Origin of the sequence: Flavobacterium sp., from assembly GCF_027533505.1 — a bacterium.
In the GTDB taxonomy this organism is placed as follows: domain Bacteria; phylum Bacteroidota; class Bacteroidia; order Flavobacteriales; family Flavobacteriaceae; genus Flavobacterium.
Window position 1 is genome coordinate 19,179 of sequence record NZ_JAPZUB010000029.1, and the last position, 22,231, is coordinate 41,409.

The following is a 22,231-nucleotide window of genomic DNA, read 5'->3' on the forward strand; positions in this document are numbered from 1 at the left end:
AAAAGCCCTTGTTGAAAGGGCTTTTTGATTTTTATTTGCGAATGATTTTCTCCGTATACCGCAGGCCGTCTTTTTCCAATTGTAAAAAATAGAGTCCGGGGGTTAGGTTACTGATGTCAATCGATTGCAATGTGCTTTGCTCGGGTTGAACCGTTTGTATAATTTTCCCAGAAATATCCAAAAGTGTTAAGGCTTGAATAGCATGTTGTTTGGGATTGTTCAACACAACCGTTCCTCGCGAAGGATTGGGCGCTACAGTGAGTCCCAAAGCAGCAAACGTTTGTGAACCCAATGAGGTATCGGTGATGCGGAACAACGACGATCCTCCTGTAATGTACAATTCGCCATTGACATCTTCCCCAAAGGAAGTAAAGAAGTTATTGCCATTAAAATAGGGTGTATAGGTAATTGCCCCCGTTGTAATATTGAGAATCCCCATGCGGTTTTGGCAATAGTCGGCAAAATAGTACTTGTTCAACATATTGGGATATAAGGTGCCGGTATACACATAGCCTCCTGTGATCGAACATCCCCCCGTGGCGGCATGCGTATACTCAGCAAAAGGAGCAATCATTCCGGCAGTATTGCTGCAAGCGCTGTACACTACAGAACCTTCAAAACATTTCCAGCCAAAGTTTAACCCCGTGTTGGGGAGCGGCGAGGGAATTCGATTGATTTCTTCAACTTCATTCTGACCCACATCGGCAATCCATAAATCGCCGTTCAATCGATTAAAAGAGAACTTCCACGGATTGCGTAATCCCAATGCCCATATTTCTTGTTTTCCGCTTTCATTTACAAAAGGGTTGGTCGGAGGATATCCATAGTTTAACGAACCTGCTGTGGTATTGACATCCAAACGCAACATTTTTCCTAAATACACCCGCGAAGGAGCGGTGAGGTTTACTTGAAGGTTTTGGGCAAAATTTTGTGGATCTCCCCCGCTACCGCCATCGCCCATACCGATATACAAATACCCGTCAGGACCAAATTTTAACGTACCGCCATTGTGGTTTGAAAACGGTTGATCAATCGTCATAAGTATTGTCCCCGTTGGATTGGCCACATTAGGATCCGTACTGCTCACAGTATACCGAGCAATAACTGTATCGCCCACTAGATTGGTGTAATTAATAAAAAATTGGCCGTTGCTAGCATAATTCGGATGAAACGCCAAACCCAACAACCCTTGTTCCCCACTGCTCACAGTGAGCGAGGAAACATTTAAAAAAGGCGTCGTTAATACGGTATTATTTTGAACAATTCGAATCAATCCGCCCTTTTGAACTATAAATAAGCGCGAATCGCCACAATGGGTAATTTCAACGGCATTACTCAGTCCAGTAACCACGGTTTGTATGGCAATAGTCTGTGCTGAGGTGAAACATCCCCAACCCATCAACAGTGAAAATAATATTTTTTTCATAGTGTACTTTATTTCCCGAAAGATACAAAAAAATGATAAGGGTTTGATTGTCAATAAAAAATCCCGAGTTTCCCGGGATTCTTGGCATAAAAATGTGTGTTTAGGTTAGGCTTATAAATTATCGATGATTTTATCTTTGGGATAGCGCACCTTGTAACTGATTCGTATTTTCTTGGACTCGTTGGGCGCCAATTTAAGATCCCATGTCATAAAGCCCGTTTCAGGATTGACCGACGCTTTACCGTCTTCCAACAGTTCAATCGTAATGTCTTTGTCTGAACTCAACGGATATTGGTCTTTTAAAGTCAAGGTAATTTCTTCTTTTTTGTTGTTGCGAATCGTGATGTCGTAGGTAAATGTTTGCTCTTTGTAGGAAGACAAAAACTTGGTGCCCGATTTATCGACGACTTTCTCGCGTTTGATGGAAATCTTTTTGTCCCGACCCATACTCAAACTCAAGGTGTCGCCCGTTTGCTCGGGATTGATGAAAGTTTTACCTACATTCATTTCTTCAAAAACAATATTGGCTTCACCCGGCAATAAATTGTATTGCCCGTAATTATCAATTTTAGCTAATAAATAAGCTTCTTTTTCTAAACGCGGTGCACTGTAGAATTTATAAGTGGCCGGAATTTGGATTTCTTTCAGCGATACACTGTGCATTTTTCCATTGGACAACACATCATACGGTATGTCTATGTCAAAAGTGACGTTGAGTTGCGATTCGGAGATTTCTACATAATCGTCGATACTATCATAACCATAATCAACTTCTGTTGTGTCTACAGACTTATCTTCTTTTGATTTTGAAAACACATTACCTCTGTAGTAATTGAAATTATTTGAAGTAGTCTCATATAGAATATTTTTATCCCCATCTCTAAATTCTCGATACCTCAAAAACCACGCTTGCTGCAATGGCGCTTCATTGCTTTGATTCGGGTTACCGCTGGATAAACTCATTTTAATTTTTTTCCAATCGATGCCTGTAGTTTGCCAAACTTGGGCTTTGTAGAGCAATTGAATCGGGTCTTTGATACTGTTGGCGCGTAGGTCATACATCGGTTTCCAACCTGCGCTGTTGGTGATGTAGGAAAAATTCAAGGTAACAGTCCCCGCTACTTCATTTAAAACCTGCAACACCAATTTCCCTTTCGACATTTTTTCCTCTTTGGCGGTATTCAATTGCAATCGCGCAGTTAAGTTGGCCAAGGTTTTGTTCCACTTGGTTTCTTTCTCTTTGAACGCTTCAATCTGGTTGTCCAATTCGATGCGTTTCGCCTTATAATACTCCACCATTTTCATCAATTCGGCGGTGTTCAAGCCCGAATTGGCGCCGCCTACTTGTTGGTTGTTGTCGAGGAGTCCGATGGTTTGTTGGTGGGTGTAGATTTGAATTTGAACTTTTTTAATTTCTTTCTTGACGATTTCAATGCTATCGCGCACCTTTTTTATGGCAGGGTTGCTTTCGTCAATTTCGTATTCAGAAATATAATTTTTGGTAAACTGTACCGACATTACGGTGACCGACTTTGGGGCTTTGATTTGTAAGGTACTTTCGTTGATGTAGTCGGCTACATTTTTAATTACGATTTCACTGTTTCCAACAGGTAAGTTTACTTGCGCGGAATGTTGCAATTCGGCACCACTGAAATAAACCGTTGCGCCTTGTGTTTTGGCGGTGGTAAACAAGGGTTTTTGGGCGAGGAGACTTGCTGGAACGAGGAGCAGCCAGAGAATGTTTTTTATAAAAGGGTTTCGGTTGGTTGTATGTATAAACGACGGTTTCATAGGTTCTATTGTTTTGAAATTATAGTTTTTCGAGCATTTTGTGTTTGTCTGAACGTACCGTATAACTGAACCGCACTTTTTTGGTTTCGTTGGGTTTTAACGAAAGATTCCATCGCAGGAACCCTTTATCTAAATTGACCGTCGCTTTCCCATTATCAGTAAGCTCGATGGTTATACTAGAATCATTACTCAACGGATATTGATCGCGCAAGTCAATGGTAATGGGTTCTTTTTTGTTGTTTCGAAGGGTAATTTCATAGGTGAAATGCTGTTCTTTTTGGGATGACAAAAATCGGGTTGCTGATTTTCCTTTGACTTTTTCACGAAGGATGCTGATTTTATGATCGCGACCCAAACTCAAACGTAAGGTGTCAAGCGTTTCATTCGGATCGAGATGGGTGGTACCCACTCCAGTATCCTCAAAATACAATTGAGCTTTTCCAGGAAGCAAGTTGTACCGGCCAAAATCAGTAATTTCTGCCATCAAAAACACGTCCCGATTCATTTTAGGAACACTATAATACTGAAAGTTGGCTGGAATCTTAAGGTTTTTAATTTCGATGCCGTGTTTCTTACCATTCGATACAATTACATACGGCAAATCAATGTCAAAGGATACATTAAGTTCCCGCTCCACCACTTCGGTATAGTCGGAAACGTTTTGTTTTGTAGTAACTACAATCACTCCGTTGGAACCTCGATTGCCATAGATTGCCACTGCATTTGCATCTTTTATCACTTCCACATTTTTAATCGCATTAGGAGGGAGATTACGAAAATCCTCTGCGTTTGAAGGCTTGCCATCGATGATGTATAAGGGTTCGGAGTTGCCCTTAATTGAACTCACACCGCGAATGATAACAGTACTTTTTGCGTCAGGATTTCCTGTTCCTGCGGTGATATTGACTCCGGCCAGTTGCCCTTGTGACGTATTTAAAACGGCAGCATTTGGTTGCATTGTAATTTTTTCTTTCTTCCCATACGGATTGCGGTATACCAATGTCCATGTTTGTTGCAAGGGTGCCTCATGTTGGGTGGCTGGATTCCCGTTGGAGAGCGTGAGTTTGACATTTTTCCAATCAATACCTGTAGTTTGCCACAATTGACTTTTCATCACCAATGCTAAGGGTTGAGTTAAAGAGATCGCTTTGAGGTCATAAGTGGGTTCCCAGCCCGCCAAGGTTGTCGTGTACGAAATTTGAAGTGAATGGGTTCCGGCTTGTGTCGTGTTGAGATACAACACCAATTGGCCTTTGGATTTTACAGCGCTATTGGGTTTGGGCGTTAATTGTTGCTGCCAAAAATCCAATTGTTTTTGGTAGCGCAATTGCTTTTCACCCAACACAAAGGCATCCCATGAAAGTTCATAGAGCTTGGACTGAAAATAGCGTGTGTAATTGGCCAATTGTTGGGTCACAACACCGTTATTAGTTCCGCCAAGTGTGGTATTCGCATTCAATAAGGCGATAGTTTTTTCAACGGCTCCTTTTTGAATGAGTGTGGATTGTAAACGGGATTGAAAAAAGCGAATACTGTCATGGACTTTGGCGAGTTCAGGGCGTTCATATTCAGGGTCAAATTCGGTAGCGTAGTGTTGTGTGAATTGGGTAGCCAAAACGGTAATTGACTTTGGGGAACTGATGCGTAAGGAGGATTCATCCACGGCATTGGCTATATTGGAAATCACCACTTCAGTGGTTCCTTCGGGTAGTATAACGCTCGTTTTGTGACGAAGTTCAGCTCCTGAGAAATAAACGGTAGCCGCAACGAGTTCTGCTTTCGCAAAAACGGGGCGCTGTGCCCAAATCGAGAATGCGCAAAAAATAAAAAATAGAATGGTTTTCATGGCTAATTTTTGGACTGGAAATAATACTCTTTTCGGTGGTACCAACTGGATTGATTACCATTCGGATAACTGTGCACATAGCGCAAACAAATACGGTTTTCCCGCAAGCTAAAGACCACCCATTTCCCATTAAATGGGGCGCCACGGGCTTCCGATAGCATGTTTGCCATGAGCGGATTGTCACTGTAAATCAACGTCGCTTGATGGGGTGATGTTGTAAAGTCCAAAAGGGTTTGCCCTGCGATGGTATTTCCAGGGGTGCCCACATAAACTTCTGAAATAGTCATTCGTTGATTGGGCATATTTTCATGCCATCCCGAATGATAAAAATAGAGGAGTTCCCATTGGCTTTGGGGTGTGATTTTTTGATCACTTTCTTTTTTGGGATTGGAATTCCACACCGTAAGGGTTGCCAAATCCCGTTTAATGATGTCAGGATCGGTAATACGGGTTAAATATTTTTCCAACGGATTATCACTCAGGGTAAAACTCCAAAGGATAAAACATAGGGGCAGTAAGAAAATTTTTTTCATAAAATGGCTTTTCTACAAAGAGGAGCCAAGCTACAAAAAGGTTGGAAGCGCAACTATTTTTCTTGTTCCAACGAAATTCCAAGCGCAATAATATTGGGGAAATACGGAAATTCAAAAGTGTTTTTTAGGGTAAACGTATATGTTCCAGCGTTAAATGGTTTTCCGGTAAAGAGTTGTTGTTTAACATCACATACATCACCCGTGCAATCGCCCAATGCTTCTCCTTTCTCATTTTTCAGTGCTAGCGAAAGGGTACCGTTTTCATTCATGTTGGTTCCCGATAGCTCCCAAGTCATGGGCAAACTCGGAAATTGTGACCCATAAACGACACTTCCTTCGACAAAAGCAGTGTACGTTCCTGCTTCTTTGAGAGTTAAGGTTATTTTTTTAGGTTCCTTTTGCGCCCATTGACGGCTTTCAGGAAAATCAATCATTTCCCGAGCCCCTTTATTTTGTTGGCAAGCGGCAGTAATTAAAAGCAAAAAGGTGAGGAGTCCAAAGGTTGTTTTCATAGTGAAGTTGTTTCGTATACTACTAACGCAAACAACCGTGGAATCGTATAATTTAGAATTCAAATTCATCCCACCGTAGACTGTCTATAACGACAGTATCCCGTATTTTGGATTGAAGGCGTTCTCGCGCGGGACCTTTAATTTCAAGCGGTTGACTGTAGCCTAGCGTGTCGTTTGGAGTAATCAGTTGCCGGCGTAACATTAATCGGGTGAGAAAATCAAATTGTTGTTGGGCAAACTTTTTGGGCTGTTGTGCTCCATCAAAGCGATACATAAATCCTTTGGGTTTGGGAATAATTGTCGCCAAAAACAAGCATTCTTTAAAGGTCAATTCTGACGGTTTTTTTTGAAAATAATACTGTGCTGCTTCGTCAATTCCGTAAATATCGGGTCCCCATTCAATAATATTGAAATAGACTTCCAGCATGCGTTCTTTCGTGGCGATGCGTTGGTTTTCTAAAATATACACCAAAAGTATTTCTTCCAATTTGCGTGAAAGCGTTTTCTCTCGCGTGAGGAATACATTTTTTACCAATTGCATGCTTATGGTACTAGCCCCACGTGCAAATTTTTTGGTGCGAATGTTTTTGGCAATCGACTGTTTAAAAGCTTCATTGATAAATCCACGGTGCCGCATAAACGATGGGTCTTCGCTGGTCAATACGCATTTTTGCAGGAACGGTGAAATCTCAGTAAGGGATGTGTACAATGGATTGCTGCTTCCGATAAGAATCGGGCGTTGCGGAATCCCTTTTTCAATAGCCCTATACACGAATTCGCTGTTTATTTTTCCTAAATCGGCCGCGCCATAGTGTGTGATTTGCAATTTTTCGGGTTGGAGTTTACTTTCAAAAACAAGGGCATTTGGTTGGCGATCATGGTATTTAAAATCCAATTGATACTTGAAATTTCCAGTTGCCGTCATGCCTTCAAAATGCGAAAACAAGCCTTTGGGCAACGCATCGATAAAGTCTTGTGCCTTGGTTTTCGGGATTTGTAATTTTAACGCATAGGTTTTCCCGTCTTCTTTTTGATAAAAAAGATAAGGGCGGCATTGTAATTTTCCTAAAGTGAGGAGTGAACTGGAATCCAATGCAATACTTCGTTCTCCAATGATCCAGTGGAAATCCACACGGGCTTGCGCTACTTCAACATCTTTGGAGGCAATTTTGGGATGATTGAGCACCAATTGCTGAATGGACGCAAAACCGTCGGTGTGAAAATCGCCCCCGCGCATACCCAGAGCATCGAGGTGAAATGCGGCCGATTGAAACGCAGTTTTCAATTGAAATTTATGGCGGATATAAGGCAATACAATAGTGTCCTTTTTTGGGGATTTAAAAATCAAATCGGCTTTTCGGTTGCGCGGATCGGCAAAACCCGAAAGCTGCCATTGCTGTTGTATTTTCCCTTCGGTTAACTGTATGGCTGTTGTGAGTTGCTGTTGCTGCATGATGAATTGGGTAAAATCGAGTTGGACTTTATGTCCCAAATCATTGATTTTTATCGCAAATCCTTTGACATTCATCTGCGTAGGAATCAAGTTGAGAAAACGAGCGGTCAACCGATTAGCGAGTTCGGCATAATCTACCGTTGTTCCTTGATCTTCTTTTTCTTTTTTCCGAAGGAAGGCGTCAAAATTGGAACCGTTTTTCGATTTTACCCATTGCATATAGCCGCCATTGATTTCTAAATCGTTGATCTGTAGCGTTCCAGTAATTAGTTTCCAAAAGTTGAATCCCGTTCGAACCCGTCCCAAATGCACCAATGTGTCGGCATGATGCGGGGTGAGATGTAAGCCATCGATTACAATATGTTCAAGTCCCTCAAAATGCGGATTTTCAACGACCAATTCACATTGGTACTCGGATTTCATTTTTACGGCCGCTTTGGCGATAATTTGTTCTAAAATAGATTGACGAAAGGCAAACCCCATTCCGATACCTAAGACCAAGAGTCCCAAGATCCAGAATCCAATGGTTTTGATTTTTTTACGGGAAAAGTGCAATCGTTTCATCCAAATAATTCACTAACAACTTCTTCAATTTTGGAGACCAAAACGACTCTAATTTTGAGATTCGGTAAGGTAACTTTGTTGTATTTGGACACAAAAATGGTGGTAAAGCCTAATTTTTCGGCTTCTTGAATGCGCTGTTCAATACGGTTTACGGGGCGAATTTCGCCCGATAGACCTACTTCGCCCGCAAAACAAACTTCTTTCCCGACAGCGATATCTTCGTTGGAAGAGAGTATTGCGCCTACCACCGCCAAATCGATGGCAGGATCGTCTACCGAAATACCACCGGTGACGTTTAAAAACACATCTTTAGTACCCAAACGGAATCCGGCCCGTTTTTCCAATACGGCCAAAATCATGTTTAATCGTTTGGCATTGTATCCGGTCGTGCTGCGCTGCGGTGTTCCGTAAACAGCGGTGGAAACCAGCGCTTGAATTTCAATCATCAAGGGGCGCATCCCTTCCAAAGTAGCAGCAATGGCTGTCCCCGAGAGCTCCTCTTCGCGGTGGGAAATTAATATTTCGGAAGGATTGGTGACTTCGCGTAAGCCTGAGCCTTGCATTTCATAAATTCCCAATTCAGCCGTTGAACCAAAACGGTTTTTTAAGGCGCGCAAAATGCGGTACACATGATTCCGGTCGCCTTCAAATTGTAGTACCGTGTCCACCATGTGCTCTAGAATTTTGGGTCCGGCGATGTTGCCGTCTTTGGTGATGTGCCCAATTAAAATAACGGGAACATTGGTTTCTTTGGCAAATTTGATCAACTCGGCAGTGCATTCTCGTATTTGTGAAATGCTTCCCGCCGTTGATTCAATATAATCGGTATGGAGTGTTTGAATGGAATCGATGATTACGATTTCAGGGTCGACTTCTTGAATTTGACGGAAAATATTTTGGGTTTTGGTTTCGGTGAGTACAAAACAGCTTTCGTTATTTGGGTTGATGCGTTCGGCACGCATTTTAATTTGCTTCTGACTCTCTTCTCCCGATACATAAAGCGTTTTGTAAGGGAGCATCAGCGAAAGTTGCAGTAAGAGTGTACTTTTCCCGATACCCGGTTCGCCGCCCAATAAAATAACCGAACCAGGAACGATGCCGCCTCCCAAGACCCGATTGAGTTCGCCGTCTCCCGTGTTTAAACGAATTTCTTGCGCGGAATCAATTTCTTTAATCTTTAAAGGTTTTGGCGCTTTTTTAACTTCAACGGTCCCTTTCCAGGCGACTTTTTCTTCTTTTTGAATGATTTCTTCTACGATGGTATTCCATTCTTTGCAAGCATTGCATTGGCCTTGCCATTTGGCGTATTGAGCGCCACAATTTTGACAGAAAAAAGTTGTTTTTAGTTTCGCCATTGGGGGTAAAAGAGGTTATTTTTTCTTGACTTGAGGTTTGAGTTCTTCCATTTTGTCCATCATCATTTCCTTGGTTAAGTCGCCAATTTCTTGCAATTGGAAAGCGTTTTGATAATGTTTCAATGCCATTTTTAAATCGCCATTATTTTCATAGAAACGCGCCATGTGGTAATCTGCCAACATCGATCGGGGATAGGCTTTACGCGATAATTGGGCAAGTTGTTCAAATTCGTTGAAGGCTTTGTTTTTGATAATGGCCGCTTCGATGGCTTTGAAATCATTGAGACGAATATTCATTTTCATGCCCAAGGCTTTTTCGACCATATCGTACTTGTTTTTTAAGTATTCAACATAACCCGATTGTAGGACCACAATTTTTTCTTGAAATTCATTGGATGAAATGGGTTGGTACACTGAAAAAAATTGATACAAAGCACTAGGAATGGCAAAAGGAACCAATGAGTAGTGGGAACACCCTTTGAACTCATCATAGCGGTAGTTTACTTTGGCTAAGTTGGCGGCTTTCATTTGGGTGTCCAAGGTTACTACTTTTTCTTTTATTGCTTTGATATCACCATCTGCGGAGGCTACATAATAAAACATATTGGTTTGAAAAGTCGCCAAACGTTCGGGAATACGTGTTTCCATTTCTAAAGGCATCACCGGACTCAACGATATGTATGCATTGAAAACGGGATTGTCTTTGTATAAATAAAAATTCATAAACCCTGCAGTAACGTCATGTCCTGCAACAATTTTGAAAGGGGCAATACGCAGGTTTTTTTGCAAATACGGGAGGAGTTCACCCCCAATAAACTCAAAAAACGATTCTCCCATGCCCTCGGGAAGTCCCGTGGTTTCATCGACTTTACACTCTTCATCGCGCTCGGTATCGGAGGTGTGGTTTAATCCGACCAAAATAACTTCGGGTAGATCATCCCAATAATAGGCGTATTTTAAGGTGCCTTGAATAGGGTCAAACAAATAATCTCCATCCAATGCCAAAAGCAGCGGATAGGTACGTTTTGCGTCTTTTCCGTAAGAAGGAGGCAATGAAATGGAAAGGTAGCGGTATTTGTCCAAGCGATTTGAAAAAATACTGTCTTTGATGACTTGTCCAAATCCGTTTAGACTCAGGGCAAGTACTAAAAGCAGGATTGTTTTTTTCATGTTTTATATTGGGTTAGGTTGCAGTAAGCGACCACCAATATAGGAATTATTTTCGATTTAGTAGGGGTAACAAAAGATAGGATAACAAACCCAACAATAAGGTGAGAAGCGTTTGCGAAGTCCAAACCAACCAACCAAATGCTGTAGCTGTTTCGTTGGGAATGCCATACAATCCGAAGATTAAGGCAATTGAAAAGGGATAGGCACCGATGCCTCCATTGGTAAATCCGATGGCTAAACTACCAAAGATAAAACCCATAATAATCACATCAAAACCGATGTCATGCGTTTCTTTTAGCGCAAAAATGGGAATATAAAACATGACCAGATAGCATCCCCAAATCAGAAAAGAATGCCCAATATAGTGCCATTTTTTTTCCATTTTGTAGACACTTAGCAAGCCTTCGGTAAGTCCAGAAAATTTAAGCTTAAGTTTTTGAATAATAGGCCACTCGGCATAAATCCAAATAAAAATAAAAAGTACCATCAGCACCAAAAAACCGATACTGAGGTAAACGATGGTTTGAAGGCCAATGTTTTTGGTTTGTAAGAAGCCGTACAAGGTGTCAAATTGAAGCGCAAATCCAATGATGACAAAGAGAAAGAATAGTGCTAAGTCCACAATCCGTTCGGCAACGATGGTGCCAAAAGCCTTGTCAAAAGGGACGTTCTCGTATTTTTTAAGCAATACGGCACGGGTGACCTCTCCCGACCGTGGAAGGGTTAGATTGACCAAATACGATACGCAAACGGTCAAAAAGTTATTGTGTGTTTTTGGATAATAACCCAAATGGTTCAAAGCATATTTCCAACGGTAAGCGCGCAACCAATGTCCTAAGGTGGCGACGAGGAGGGAGAGTGCCACATAGAAATAATCGGCTTTCCACAAGCTAGTTTTTATATTCTGAACGGCTTCAGGGGAGAGTGATTGGTATTGATAATAGATTATTCCACATCCAAGGAGTAATGGAATGAGCAGTAACAATACATTTTTGACTTGCTTGTTCACAAAGGTTATTTCAACAAATTGGTGGTTTCATCGGGGAATACTAACCAAGGGGTGAAGGATTTTGCTGCCTCAAATTCGAGGGTAGCATACGCAATAATAATAATGATATCACCCGGTTGAACTTTTCGTGCTGCGGGCCCGTTTAAGGTGATTTCACCCGATTGACGCGCTCCTTTAATCACGTAGGTTTCAAAGCGTTCGCCGTTGTTGATATTGACAATGGATACTTTTTCGCCTTCAATAATGTTGGAGGCTTCCATCAACGCTTCGTCGATGGTGATACTACCGATGTAATTCAAATCGGCACCGGTTACTTTTACGCGGTGAATCTTGGATTTAACTACTTGAATTTGCATGGGGCAAAGGTAAATTAATTTAATGAAATGGTATCAATGAGTCGCACATTGTTTGCAAAAACCGCAATAAAAGCACGGTATTTTCTATTTTTTTGTTTTTTCAGTGCTGGTTTTAACGTATTCTCTTCGGCAATTTCAAAGTATTCCAACTGAAAAAGCGGGTGATTGGCAAATGTCTCAATCACCATTTGTCGCATTTTTGCAATCGATAGTTTGGAAAATTGACCGGCTGTTTTTTGAAGTGTGGCATAAATCAGCGCTGCTTCTTGCCGCTCCTTTGGACTTAATCGTTCATTGCGCGAACTCATGGCTAGTCCATTGGCTTCTCTAAAAACAGGGCAACCTACAATAACCACGGGAAGTTGTTCTTTGGCCACCAGTTTTTTAACGATTTGAAGTTGTTGGAAATCTTTCTCGCCAAAATAGGCTTTGGTTGGGGTTATAATTTCGAAAAGCTTTTTCACCACAGTGCCTACCCCATCAAAATGGCCAGGTCTAAATTTTCCCTCCATCTGGTGTTCCAAGCCTTCAAACGAGTAGGATTTTGATTCGGTCTTCCCTTCATAAATATCCGCAACAGAGGGGGCGTAAATTAGTATTTCAGAAGAAACAGTACCTACTTTTTGAATGTCGCTCTCCAACGTACGAGGGTATTTTTCTAAATCTTCCGGATTATTAAATTGCGTTGGATTGACAAAAATGCTAATCACTGTGATATCGTTTTCATCCACCGATTGCGCCAATAAAGAGAGGTGGCCTTGGTGTAACGCACCCATCGTTGGCACAAAGCCGACCGTGGTTTTCGGTTGCCTAAGGGTCTCTAAATGATGCAAAAGCGCGTCTTTTTTGTCAAAAACCAACATGAATTTGTTTTCAAATTTACGGTACAAACTTAGTAGGTTTCGTGTAAAACACCATATTTTTTTGTAATTTTGCCTGTTTTTTAAACAACAGTAAAACCAAAACCAATCAAGAATCAACCTATGGAAGACAAGAGGATATTATATGTGTCGTCTGAAGTGGTGCCTTATTTAGCTGAAAATGAGGTTTCGTTAATGTCGTATGACGTACCCAAAATGATTAACGATCAAGGCGGACAAATACGAATTTTTATGCCTCGTTATGGGAATATCAATGAACGAAGACACCAATTGCATGAAGTGATTCGTCTTTCGGGAATGAATTTAGTGGTGAATGATGTAGATATGCCTTTAATTATTAAGGTTGCTTCCATTCCGAAAGAGCGTATTCAGGTTTATTTTATTGATAATGACGAGTATTTTAAACGTAAATCAACGTTTACAGATGAAGATGGGGTATTGTATCCTGACAATGATGAGCGGGCTATATTTTTTGCCAAAGGGGTTGTAGAAACCGTCAAAAAATTAAATTGGGTTCCCGACATTATTCATGTTCATGGCTGGTTGGCTTCGATGCTGCCCGTGTATATGAAGCATTTTTACAAGCATGAGGCTTTGTTTTCAGACACTAAAATTGTTACCTCCGTATATAATTCAGGTTTCGAAGGATTATTAGACAAAGAGGCGATAGAAAAAATTAAGTTTGATGGCGTGCCCGCAGCCTCTTTAGCGCCGCTTGCAGAACCCAATTATCAAAATTGGATGGAGGTAGCTATTGCGCATTCTGATGGAATTATTGTGGGCTCGGAAGCATTGGATGGAGGTTTAACAAAAATTATAGCATCATCCGGAAAACCTTTTTTACCTTTCACCCCAAAAGAAGCGTTTGCTGAAGCCTATACTTCTTTTTACAAGCAAATGTTATAATAAAGTATATGAATTTTTCAAGTTTTTTACGATTCTTAGGTGTAGTATCTTTAGTGACTTTGGTTTCTTGTGATAAAGATTTTACCAATGTAGGAATTGATATAGTAGGGGAAGATCATTATGGATTGGATCAAACCTATTTTGATGTAATGGCTTACAACCAAAACACAGGGGCTGTACAAGCCAATGATATGGCTATAAATTCCTTAGGGTATTACAATAATCCTGTTTTTGGGAAAACCAAGGCGAGTATAGTAACTCAATTGGAATTAGCGGCGAATAATCCTATTTTTTATGCCGATGACATTACCATTGACTCCGTCTACATGCATGTCCCTTACTTTGCTACATTAACGGATGTCGATGAAACTTCAGGTGACCCCATTTACCGATTGGATTCTATTTTGCCTGCGCATCAAGTAGGAACGGCTTTGCCCAAAATCAAGCTAAGTGTCTACGAATCGGGCTATGCGATTCAAGATTTTGACCCTTCCTCAGGCTTACAACAACCACAATACTATTATTCCGATCAACTGGCAGAATTTGAAGGAAATTTAGCCAATGGGGGTCAGCGAATTAACACCGATAATACCAATATTGACACGCCTGCGACCACTGATTTTAGTCAAAACGACCAATTTGTATTTCGCGATGATGAGGTAAAAATTTTGCGTCCCAGTGGTACCGTTAAAGAGCGATTGGCGCCCGGGATGTATTTAAATTTGAATAAAACTTTTTTCGAAAATAAAATTATCAATGCCCCTTCGGGAGTGCTTTTAAACAACAATACGTTCCGCAATTATTTCAGAGGATTGTTGTTTAAAGCCGAAGCAGCTGCTGGTTTTGAAAATCAAGGGGCTATGGCACGGTTGAATTTTTCTAGAGGTACAATTACTATTTTATACAAAGATTTTGCCTCAAGTTCGGGAACCGAAAAGGTTCGAAAAAAGATGGTGCTCAACTTTGGCCCTCGTACGATCAACTTTTTTGAAACCGATTATGTTAACCCCATTGCAACACCCGATGTAGTCAATGGCGATCAACGCCTGTATTTGAAAGGCGGGCAAGGTTCGATGGCGGTGCTAAATCTATTCAATCCCACCGATAATATTGGTTTTGATGCCAACGGGAATCAAGTGAATACGCCCAATGGAATCTCTGACGAACTCGATCGTTTACGCAACCCCGCTGATGGTAAAAAATGGTTGGTCAATGAAGCGAATCTTGTCTTTCATATCGACAAAGATCAAATGCAACTTCCCTCGGATATTAATGGTAAAAAAGCACCTGAGCCCAATCGAATTTTATTGTATGATTTAAATAATAACCGTCCTTTGGTGGATTATTCTGCCGATTTATCGACAAGTGCCTCAGTCAAAAACAATAAGTTTATTCACGGGGGAATTATTTCCAAAGACAGTGATGGTCGTGGGGAATTTTATAAGATTCGCCTAACCCGTCACGTCCAAAATCTTATTTATAACGATTCGACCAACGTACGACTTGGACTGGTGGTGACTGAAAATATTAATAATGTAAATCGGGCCTTTTTGCGTACCCCATTTTCTTTTGCCAATCGCATCAATAAATACATCCCGGCCATGGCTGTGGTGAATCCATTGGGAACTATTCTCTATGGAGGTCACCCCAATGTGCCCGAAAATAAGAGAATTCGTTTACAAGTATATTATACCAAACCCGATTAAACAAACAAAGTTATGTGTGGAATTGTAGGCTACATTGGGCATCGCGAAGCGTATCCTATTGTAATAAAAGGCTTAAAGCGTCTAGAATACAGAGGGTACGATAGTGCCGGTGTGATGCTGTATGACGGTACGGATTTAAAAATCAGTAAGACCAAAGGAAAAGTTTCCGACCTGGAAGCGCGTTCCCAACAAGAAATCACTACCAATGGCACCATAGGGATGGGCCATACACGTTGGGCTACGCACGGTGTGCCCAATGATGTAAACTCACACCCTCATTTGTCCAACTCGGGCAATTTGGCCATAATCCATAATGGAATTATTGAAAATTATGAGCCTTTGAAAAAAGAGCTTATCAAACGCGGATATACCTTTACTTCAGATACAGATACTGAAGTTTTGGTCAACTTGATTGAAGATGTTCAGAAAAAAGACGGACTAAAATTAGGGAAGGCCGTACAAGTAGCCTTGAACCAAGTGGTTGGGGCGTATGCAATATGTGTTTTTGATAAAAACAAACCCGATGAAATTGTAGTAGCGCGTTTGGGAAGTCCATTGGCCATTGGGGTGGGTGAAAACGAGTATTTTATTGCTTCAGATGCTTCGCCATTTATTGAATATACGTCCAATGCGATTTATCTTGAAGATGAAGAAATGGCCATTGTGCGTTTACACAAGCCGTTAAAAATTCGTAAGATTAAAGATGATACTTTGGTGGATCCTTATGTTCAAGAGTTGCAAATGAATTTGGAGCAAATTGAAAAAGGGGGTTACGATCACTTTATGTTAAAAGAGATTTACGAGCAGCCTAACGTAATCAAGGACACTTATCGCGGACGCCTCCATGCGTCAACAGGGTTGATTCAAATGGCTGGGGTGGAAGATAATTTAGAGAAATTTTTGAACGCCGATCGCATTTTGATTATTGCTTGTGGAACTTCTTGGCATGCTGGATTAGTCGCTGAATATGTTATCGAAGAATTTGCGCGAATCCCTGTTGAAGTCGAATACGCTTCCGAATTCCGCTATCGTAATCCAATTATTACACCGAAAGATGTAGTGGTGGCAATATCGCAATCAGGAGAAACAGCCGATACTTTGGCAGCTATCAAATTAGCCAAAGAAAAAGGAGCTTTCGTTTTTGGTGTTTGCAATGTTGTTGGATCGTCAATCTCTCGTGAAACCAATGGAGGGGCCTACACGCATGCTGGACCCGAAATTGGAGTGGCATCTACTAAGGCATTTACCACGCAGATTACCGTACTTACCATGATTGCGTTGCGTTTAGCGAAAGCAAAAGGAACTTTATCCAATTCGGATTACTTCCGTTATTTGCAGGAGTTGGAATTGATTCCTGAAAAAGTAGCCGAAGCATTAAATTGCAATGCATTGTCGAAAGAAATCGCCGAGATTTACAAAGACGCCTCCAATTGTTTGTACTTGGGACGTGGCTATAATTTCCCAGTTGCTTTAGAAGGGGCTCTTAAGTTAAAAGAGATTTCATACATTCACGCTGAAGGGTATCCCGCTGCCGAAATGAAGCACGGTCCAATCGCTTTGATTGATGAGAAAATGCCCGTGGTAGTTATTGCGCCAAAGCAAGGGCATTACGATAAAATTGTGAGTAATATTCAAGAAATTAAATCCCGAAGCGGTAAAATCATTGCCATTGTAACTAAAGGGGATATTCAAGTGAAAGAATTGGCCGATCACGTAATCGAAATTCCAGAGACATCGGATGCTTTATCACCCTTGATTACGACCATCCCATTACAGTTATTATCCTATCATATCGCCGTTTTACGCGGATGTAATGTTGATCAACCTCGTAATTTGGCGAAATCGGTTACGGTTGAGTAATTAATTTGCTACAAAACAATACAATTTTTAAGAGCAGGATTTAGGTCCTGCTTTTTTTGTATTCATGATAAATTAAAGAAAACGTTGTAGATTCTTCATTCATTACTCGTTTAAGTCTGGTAAAAATCAGAATTTTTTAACGACATTGTGTTAAAATATCCCAATAAATTGAAGGTAATGAAAAATTATGCGCGCATAATTTATAATATCAAAATTATTCGTATTTTGGCTACTTAAACCAACAAAATATAATCAAATGAGGATTTATCATCTTTTTGTAACGCTGTTGTTCTGTGCGGTGACTTTTGCACAAACAACCATTACAGGTTCGGTAAAAGACAGTAAAAACGAACCCATACCTGGGGCGAATGTTAAAGTAGCGGGAGAATCTGCCGCTGCCGTGACAGATGCTAACGGTAAGTTTACCTTAAAAACGACCAAAAAACCTCCTTTTACCCTTGAAATCTCTAGCATTGGTTTTGCCACGCAAAAGGTTCAAGTAACATCTGCTTCTCAAAAAGTGGATGCTGTGTTGCAAAATGAGGATACCAGATTGGATGAAATTGTAATCTCAGCGTCAAGAACGCCTGAGCGCATACGGGAATCCCCTGTAACAATTGAGCGTATGACGGTGAAAGACATCAAGCGTTCGGCATCTCCTACTTTTTATGATGGTTTGGAAAACCTGAAAGAGGTGCACATGAACACGAGTAGTATGTCGTTTAAGTCAATCAATACACGCGGATTTGCTACGGTGGCCAACACGCGTTTCATGCAGTTGGTGGATGGGATGGACAACTCTTCACCGTTGTTGAACTTCGTGTTGGGGAACTTGATTGGTATCTCTGAAATTGATGTTCAAAGCGTGGAATTACTGCCTGGAGCTTCTTCGGCATTGTATGGAGCTAACGCGTTTAATGGTATTTTATTCATGACCAGTAAGAGTCCTTTTACAAGTCAAGGTGTTTCAGCCTATGTGAAGTATGGTCAAACCAGTCAACGTGCGGCAGGAACTAATGAATATGCTGACTATGGTGTTCGCGTTGCACATGCATTCAATAAGAATTTTGCGGCCAAAGCCAATTTTTCGTTCATGACAGGAACCGATTGGTTTGCAACAGACTACCGCGATAGAGATTTGGTAAACAATGTAGGGTTAGATCGTTCGTTTCACAACTACAATGGTATTAACGTTTACGGAGATGAAGCCTCAACTAATTTACGGGGTGTGGCGACAGGGCTTTTGAATGCTGGAGCTATTACGCCAGCTCAATTTGCTGTGTTCCAACAAATCTTACCGAACTACAACGTAAGTCGAACAGGGTATAATGAAGTTGATTTGACCGACAATAAAGTGAGAAATGCGAAAGTTGACTTTTCGTTGCACTTTAAACCTTGGGGTGATGATAACGAAATCATCTGGCAAAGTAAATTTGGTTTTGGAAATACCGTGTATCAAGGCGCGAATCGTTACTATTTGAACGGTTTCTTTATGCAACAACATAAATTAGAATTTAAAGGGAAAAATTATTTCGTGCGGGGATATTTCACTACAGAAGATGGTGGAAATTCGTATGACATGTTGTTTACGGGATTAAACGTAAACCGTCAGTGGAAATCCGATGCACAATGGTTTGGTCAATATGCTGGAGCGTATGTTCAATCTACATTAGCGGGAGCTACGCCTGCTCAAGCTCATGCTGCGGCACGTGGTGTTGCCGATACAGGGCGTTTGATTCCAGGGACACCTGAATTCCAAGCCGCATTTAACCGCGTTATTGCTGATCCCGATGTGCTTACGGGATCAAGATTGGTAGACGACTCGAAATTGTATCACTCAGATGCGAATTATAACTTTAAAGACCTCGTTAAGTTTGCTGAAATTCAAGTGGGAGGATCTTTCCGTATGTATGAGTTGAACTCTTTGGGTCGTATTTACACCGATAAAGGAACAGATATCTTATACCGTGAATATGGAATTTATACACAAATCCAAAAGAAATTTTTGGATGACCGTTTGAAGTTTACGGGATCTATTCGTTACGATAAATCACAAAACTTTGATGGAGATTATTCACCACGTTTATCTTTGGTGTATTCAGCAGGTGAACAACGTAACCATAATTTCCGTGCTTCGTTCCAAACCGGTTTCCGTAACCCAACGACGCAAGACCAGTATATTGGGTTCAACGTAGGGAGTGCGGTATTGTTAGGTTCTGCCCCTGATAACTTAGACCGTTATACCGAAACCTTACCGATTACTTCTGCTTCAGGTCAAGCCATCGTTGGAGGTACCTCTACAACCATCAATGGTAATAATGCCTACTTCAATTCATATACTGCTGCTTCAGCGGCACAATTTGCAGCTCTAGCGGGAACCGATCCTATTGCAGCCTCTGCTTTGTTACGCAGAGCGAATGTAAATTTGGTGCAACCTGAAACGGTGAAAGCTTTTGAATTAGGATACCGTGGTCAAATTAAAAATTTATCGTATGACATTACGGGATACTACAATATTTACAACGACTTTATTGGTAACGTAAACGTAGTAACTCCATTATACGGGGTGGCTCAAGACGCTCCCAATCCTTTAGCGGGGCCTACCGATACAGGAGCGCAATCGGTTGATGCTTTGGCAACAGGAAATACCCGTGTTTTCCAATTGTATACCAATACAGGTGTTGAAGTTCGTTCGCTTGGTTTTGGGGCGGGATTCAACTATCGTTTACCTAAAAACTTCGAGTTTAGTGCCAACTACAACTTTGCTGAGTTTGATTATGATCAAGATCAAGATCCAGGATTTGAAGCAGGATTCAATACACCCAAACACCGTGTTAAAGCGAGTATCAGCAATGATAATTTGTTTAAAAACTTTGGATTCAGCATCAGCGGACGATGGAATACTGGGTACCGCTGGGAATCAACTTTCGTAGACGGGTGGATTGATGAAGCAACTGTGTTTGATGCTCAAATCAACTACAATATACCAAAGTTGAAATCGGTTCTAAAAATCGGAGCTACTAATATCTTAGGTAATGAATACCAACAAGTATTAGGTGCCGGATTTATCGGAAGTCAATATTTTGCTTCTTTAACCATCAATCCTTAATTTTAATTAAAACATTCGATCTCATGATAAAGAATTATAAATGGTTGTTTTTGGTAGCACTTACCTTAACAGCATGTAGTAGCGACGATGATCCAGTAGCCGATGCCAATTCATCAGATGGACTTCCATTAACCGCGGGAACTGCTAATTTTTCAAAGTTTGTCGCTTTAGGAAACTCACTCACCGCTGGATTTTCCGATAATGCCTTGTTTATTGAAGGACAAAAAGGTTCTTATCCCAACTTAATGGCTCAAAAGTTTGCCTTAGTTGGCGGAGGAGAGTTTAAAGTGCCTTATATGAATGATAATGTGGGTGGACTTTTATTAGGTGGTACGCCCATTCAAGGAACACGTCTATTCTTCAACGGTACGGCTCCAGTAAATGTCTCAGGAGTGCCTTCAACTGAGGTGACCAATGTTTTGACGGGACCTTTTAATAATATGGGGATTCCCGGGGCCAAAAGTTTTCATTTGTTAGCCAATGGTTACGGAAACGCAGCAGGTGTACTTACGGGCCAAGCCAATCCGTATTATGTGCGTTTTGCAAGCAGTCCTTCTGCTAATGTTTTGGCAGATGCTGTAGCACAAAGTCCCACATTTTTCTCATTATGGATTGGAAACAATGATGTGTTGGCCTATGCTACTTCAGGAGGTTCTGGAGTGAATCAAGCAGGAAACCCAAACCCAGCTACTTACGGAAGCAACGACATTACCGATCCAACACTATTTGAAAATGTTTATACAAATCTCGTAAATGGATTAACTACAAATGGCGCTAAAGGCGTAGTGGCAAACATTCCCGATGTGACTGCTGTACCTTTTTTTACTACAGTTCCCACCAATCCAATACCAGGATTACCTGCAGCTAATGCCGGACAATTGAATTTGTTGTTTGGCGCAGTAAATCAAATTACTACAGCAATCGGACAACCTAATCGTTTTCAAACTTTAGTGGCTGATGATGGAAATGCTGCTACCGTTGAAAATAATCCGTTGTTAATTCAAGATGAATCATTAGTAGATTTATCGGCGGCCATCACCAATGCTTTAACTCCCGTTCTTGGCCCAACGACAGCAACGTTTGTAGGTGGATTGTATGGAAGAGCGCGCCATGCAAGTAGTGCTGCTTCATCGCGTGATTATATTTTATTATCCGCACGAGGGGTAATTGGTACGACCACCACAAGTGCTCCAGCACCGTTTAACACGGTTGGGGTTTCATTCCCAATGCAAGACAATACAACTTTGACCGCTGCTGAAGCCGCTGAAGTGAAAACGGCTACAACGGCATTCAACAATTCAATTGCTGCTATTGCTTCTTCTAAAGGGTTAGCCTTTGTAGATGCTAATACACTTCTGAATCAAGTGGCAACGACAGGAATTTCTCGTGACGGCTTTACAGTTCGTTCAACCTATGTAACAGGTGGAGGATTCTCTTTAGACGGAGTACATCCAAGTCCAAGAGGATACGGTTTAATTGCTAACGAGTTTTTAAAAGCAATTAACACCACGTATGGTTCTAATTTTAAAGGGTATAACCTCGGAGATTTCCGCATTTTATTCCCAGCAAGTTTGTAGTCACAAACCCATAATACATTAAAACCATCGGTATTCCCGGTGGTTTTTTGTTTTCTATAGAATTCATGATGGTTGGGGCAATGCACTTCGAAAAAATCAAAAAAGGGTTAAAAAAATCGCTTTTTTGTATTGATTTTCTATTTGTAAAACTTATCTTTGCACTCGAAAAAAAATCGA

16 protein-coding genes are annotated in these 22,231 nt (G+C 41.1%); 5 read left to right on the forward strand and 11 right to left on the reverse strand.

What is annotated here, in order from left to right; translation table 11 throughout:
- Positions 1-31: 31 nt before the first annotated feature.
- The 11 genes from O9316_RS06245 to panC all read right to left on the reverse strand — a co-directional run bounded on the left by O9316_RS06245 (position 32) and on the right by panC (position 12,878).
- Positions 32-1,426, reverse strand: a complete 1,395-nt coding sequence (locus O9316_RS06245; RefSeq protein WP_298204217.1) for a PQQ-dependent sugar dehydrogenase — start codon at positions 1,424-1,426, stop codon at positions 32-34.
- Between the two features lie 111 nt (positions 1,427-1,537).
- On the reverse strand, positions 1,538-3,217 hold the full coding sequence (locus O9316_RS06250; RefSeq protein ID WP_298204218.1) for a DUF4139 domain-containing protein: 1,680 nt from the start codon (positions 3,215-3,217) through the stop codon (positions 1,538-1,540).
- A 19-nt stretch (positions 3,218-3,236) separates the two neighbouring features.
- A complete protein-coding gene (locus O9316_RS06255) occupies positions 3,237-5,063 on the reverse strand; it encodes a DUF4139 domain-containing protein (RefSeq protein WP_298204219.1) in 1,827 nt (608 codons plus the stop codon).
- Between the two features lie 2 nt (positions 5,064-5,065).
- Positions 5,066-5,596 (reverse strand): hypothetical protein, encoded by a 531-nt coding sequence (locus tag O9316_RS06260; protein ID WP_298204220.1) that lies wholly within the window; start codon positions 5,594-5,596, stop codon positions 5,066-5,068.
- Between the two features lie 53 nt (positions 5,597-5,649).
- On the reverse strand, positions 5,650-6,108 hold the full coding sequence (locus O9316_RS06265; RefSeq protein WP_298204221.1) for a hypothetical protein: 459 nt from the start codon (positions 6,106-6,108) through the stop codon (positions 5,650-5,652).
- A gap of 52 nt (positions 6,109-6,160) precedes the next feature.
- Positions 6,161-8,125, reverse strand: a complete 1,965-nt coding sequence (locus O9316_RS06270; RefSeq protein WP_298204222.1) for a transglycosylase domain-containing protein — start codon at positions 8,123-8,125, stop codon at positions 6,161-6,163.
- Positions 8,122-9,480, reverse strand: a complete 1,359-nt coding sequence (gene radA, locus O9316_RS06275) for a DNA repair protein RadA (protein WP_298204223.1) — start codon at positions 9,478-9,480, stop codon at positions 8,122-8,124. Before radA ends, O9316_RS06270 begins: the two co-directional genes overlap by 4 nt.
- Positions 9,481-9,495: 15 nt before the next feature.
- Positions 9,496-10,650, reverse strand: a complete 1,155-nt coding sequence (locus O9316_RS06280) for an alpha/beta hydrolase-fold protein (RefSeq protein WP_298204224.1) — start codon at positions 10,648-10,650, stop codon at positions 9,496-9,498.
- A gap of 46 nt (positions 10,651-10,696) precedes the next feature.
- Positions 10,697-11,659 carry a lysylphosphatidylglycerol synthase transmembrane domain-containing protein gene (locus O9316_RS06285; RefSeq protein WP_298204225.1) on the reverse strand — a complete coding sequence of 321 codons (963 nt, stop codon included), beginning with the start codon at positions 11,657-11,659 and terminating at the stop codon, positions 10,697-10,699.
- Positions 11,660-11,664: 5 nt separating this feature from the next.
- Positions 11,665-12,015 carry an aspartate 1-decarboxylase gene (gene panD, locus O9316_RS06290; RefSeq protein ID WP_073360687.1) on the reverse strand — a complete coding sequence of 117 codons (351 nt, stop codon included), beginning with the start codon at positions 12,013-12,015 and terminating at the stop codon, positions 11,665-11,667.
- 14 nt (positions 12,016-12,029) lie between these two features.
- Complete coding sequence (panC, locus tag O9316_RS06295) at positions 12,030-12,878, reverse strand: pantoate--beta-alanine ligase (RefSeq protein WP_298204226.1); 849 nt, start codon at positions 12,876-12,878, stop codon at positions 12,030-12,032.
- A gap of 120 nt (positions 12,879-12,998) precedes the next feature.
- Between panC and O9316_RS06300 the strand changes: the two genes are divergently transcribed.
- The 5 genes from O9316_RS06300 (at position 12,999) to O9316_RS06320 (ending at position 22,054) form a co-directional block, all read left to right on the forward strand.
- On the forward strand, positions 12,999-13,802 hold the full coding sequence (locus O9316_RS06300; RefSeq protein ID WP_298204227.1) for a glycogen/starch synthase: 804 nt from the start codon (positions 12,999-13,001) through the stop codon (positions 13,800-13,802).
- Between the two features lie 8 nt (positions 13,803-13,810).
- A complete protein-coding gene (locus tag O9316_RS06305; RefSeq protein WP_298204228.1) occupies positions 13,811-15,508 on the forward strand; it encodes a DUF4270 domain-containing protein in 1,698 nt (565 codons plus the stop codon).
- A gap of 12 nt (positions 15,509-15,520) precedes the next feature.
- Entirely contained in the window at positions 15,521-17,368 is a 1,848-nt protein-coding gene (gene glmS / locus O9316_RS06310; protein WP_298204229.1) for a glutamine--fructose-6-phosphate transaminase (isomerizing), read from the forward strand.
- A gap of 256 nt (positions 17,369-17,624) precedes the next feature.
- Entirely contained in the window at positions 17,625-20,477 is a 2,853-nt protein-coding gene (locus tag O9316_RS06315; RefSeq protein WP_298204230.1) for a TonB-dependent receptor, read from the forward strand.
- A 23-nt stretch (positions 20,478-20,500) separates the two neighbouring features.
- Positions 20,501-22,054 carry a G-D-S-L family lipolytic protein gene (locus O9316_RS06320; protein ID WP_298204231.1) on the forward strand — a complete coding sequence of 518 codons (1,554 nt, stop codon included), beginning with the start codon at positions 20,501-20,503 and terminating at the stop codon, positions 22,052-22,054.
- Positions 22,055-22,231 lie beyond the last annotated feature (177 nt).

Bases quoted from the DNA above. Each gene is read 5' to 3' on its own strand.
- O9316_RS06245 (WP_298204217.1), bottom strand. From the start codon at position 1,426: ATGAAAAAAATATTATTTTCACTGTTGATGGGTTGGGGATGTTTCACC.
- O9316_RS06250 (WP_298204218.1), bottom strand. From the start codon at position 3,217: ATGAAACCGTCGTTTATACATACAACCAACCGAAACCCTTTTATAAAA.
- O9316_RS06255 (WP_298204219.1), bottom strand. From the start codon at position 5,063: ATGAAAACCATTCTATTTTTTATTTTTTGCGCATTCTCGATTTGGGCA.
- O9316_RS06260 (WP_298204220.1), bottom strand. From the start codon at position 5,596: ATGAAAAAAATTTTCTTACTGCCCCTATGTTTTATCCTTTGGAGTTTT.
- O9316_RS06265 (WP_298204221.1), bottom strand. From the start codon at position 6,108: ATGAAAACAACCTTTGGACTCCTCACCTTTTTGCTTTTAATTACTGCC.
- O9316_RS06270 (WP_298204222.1), bottom strand. From the start codon at position 8,125: ATGAAACGATTGCACTTTTCCCGTAAAAAAATCAAAACCATTGGATTC.
- radA (WP_298204223.1), bottom strand. From the start codon at position 9,480: ATGGCGAAACTAAAAACAACTTTTTTCTGTCAAAATTGTGGCGCTCAA.
- O9316_RS06280 (WP_298204224.1), bottom strand. From the start codon at position 10,650: ATGAAAAAAACAATCCTGCTTTTAGTACTTGCCCTGAGTCTAAACGGA.
- panD (WP_073360687.1), bottom strand. From the start codon at position 12,015: ATGCAAATTCAAGTAGTTAAATCCAAGATTCACCGCGTAAAAGTAACC.
- panC (WP_298204226.1), bottom strand. From the start codon at position 12,878: ATGTTGGTTTTTGACAAAAAAGACGCGCTTTTGCATCATTTAGAGACC.
- O9316_RS06300 (WP_298204227.1), top strand. From the start codon at position 12,999: ATGGAAGACAAGAGGATATTATATGTGTCGTCTGAAGTGGTGCCTTAT.
- O9316_RS06305 (WP_298204228.1), top strand. From the start codon at position 13,811: ATGAATTTTTCAAGTTTTTTACGATTCTTAGGTGTAGTATCTTTAGTG.
- glmS (WP_298204229.1), top strand. From the start codon at position 15,521: ATGTGTGGAATTGTAGGCTACATTGGGCATCGCGAAGCGTATCCTATT.
- O9316_RS06315 (WP_298204230.1), top strand. From the start codon at position 17,625: ATGAGGATTTATCATCTTTTTGTAACGCTGTTGTTCTGTGCGGTGACT.
- O9316_RS06320 (WP_298204231.1), top strand. From the start codon at position 20,501: ATGATAAAGAATTATAAATGGTTGTTTTTGGTAGCACTTACCTTAACA.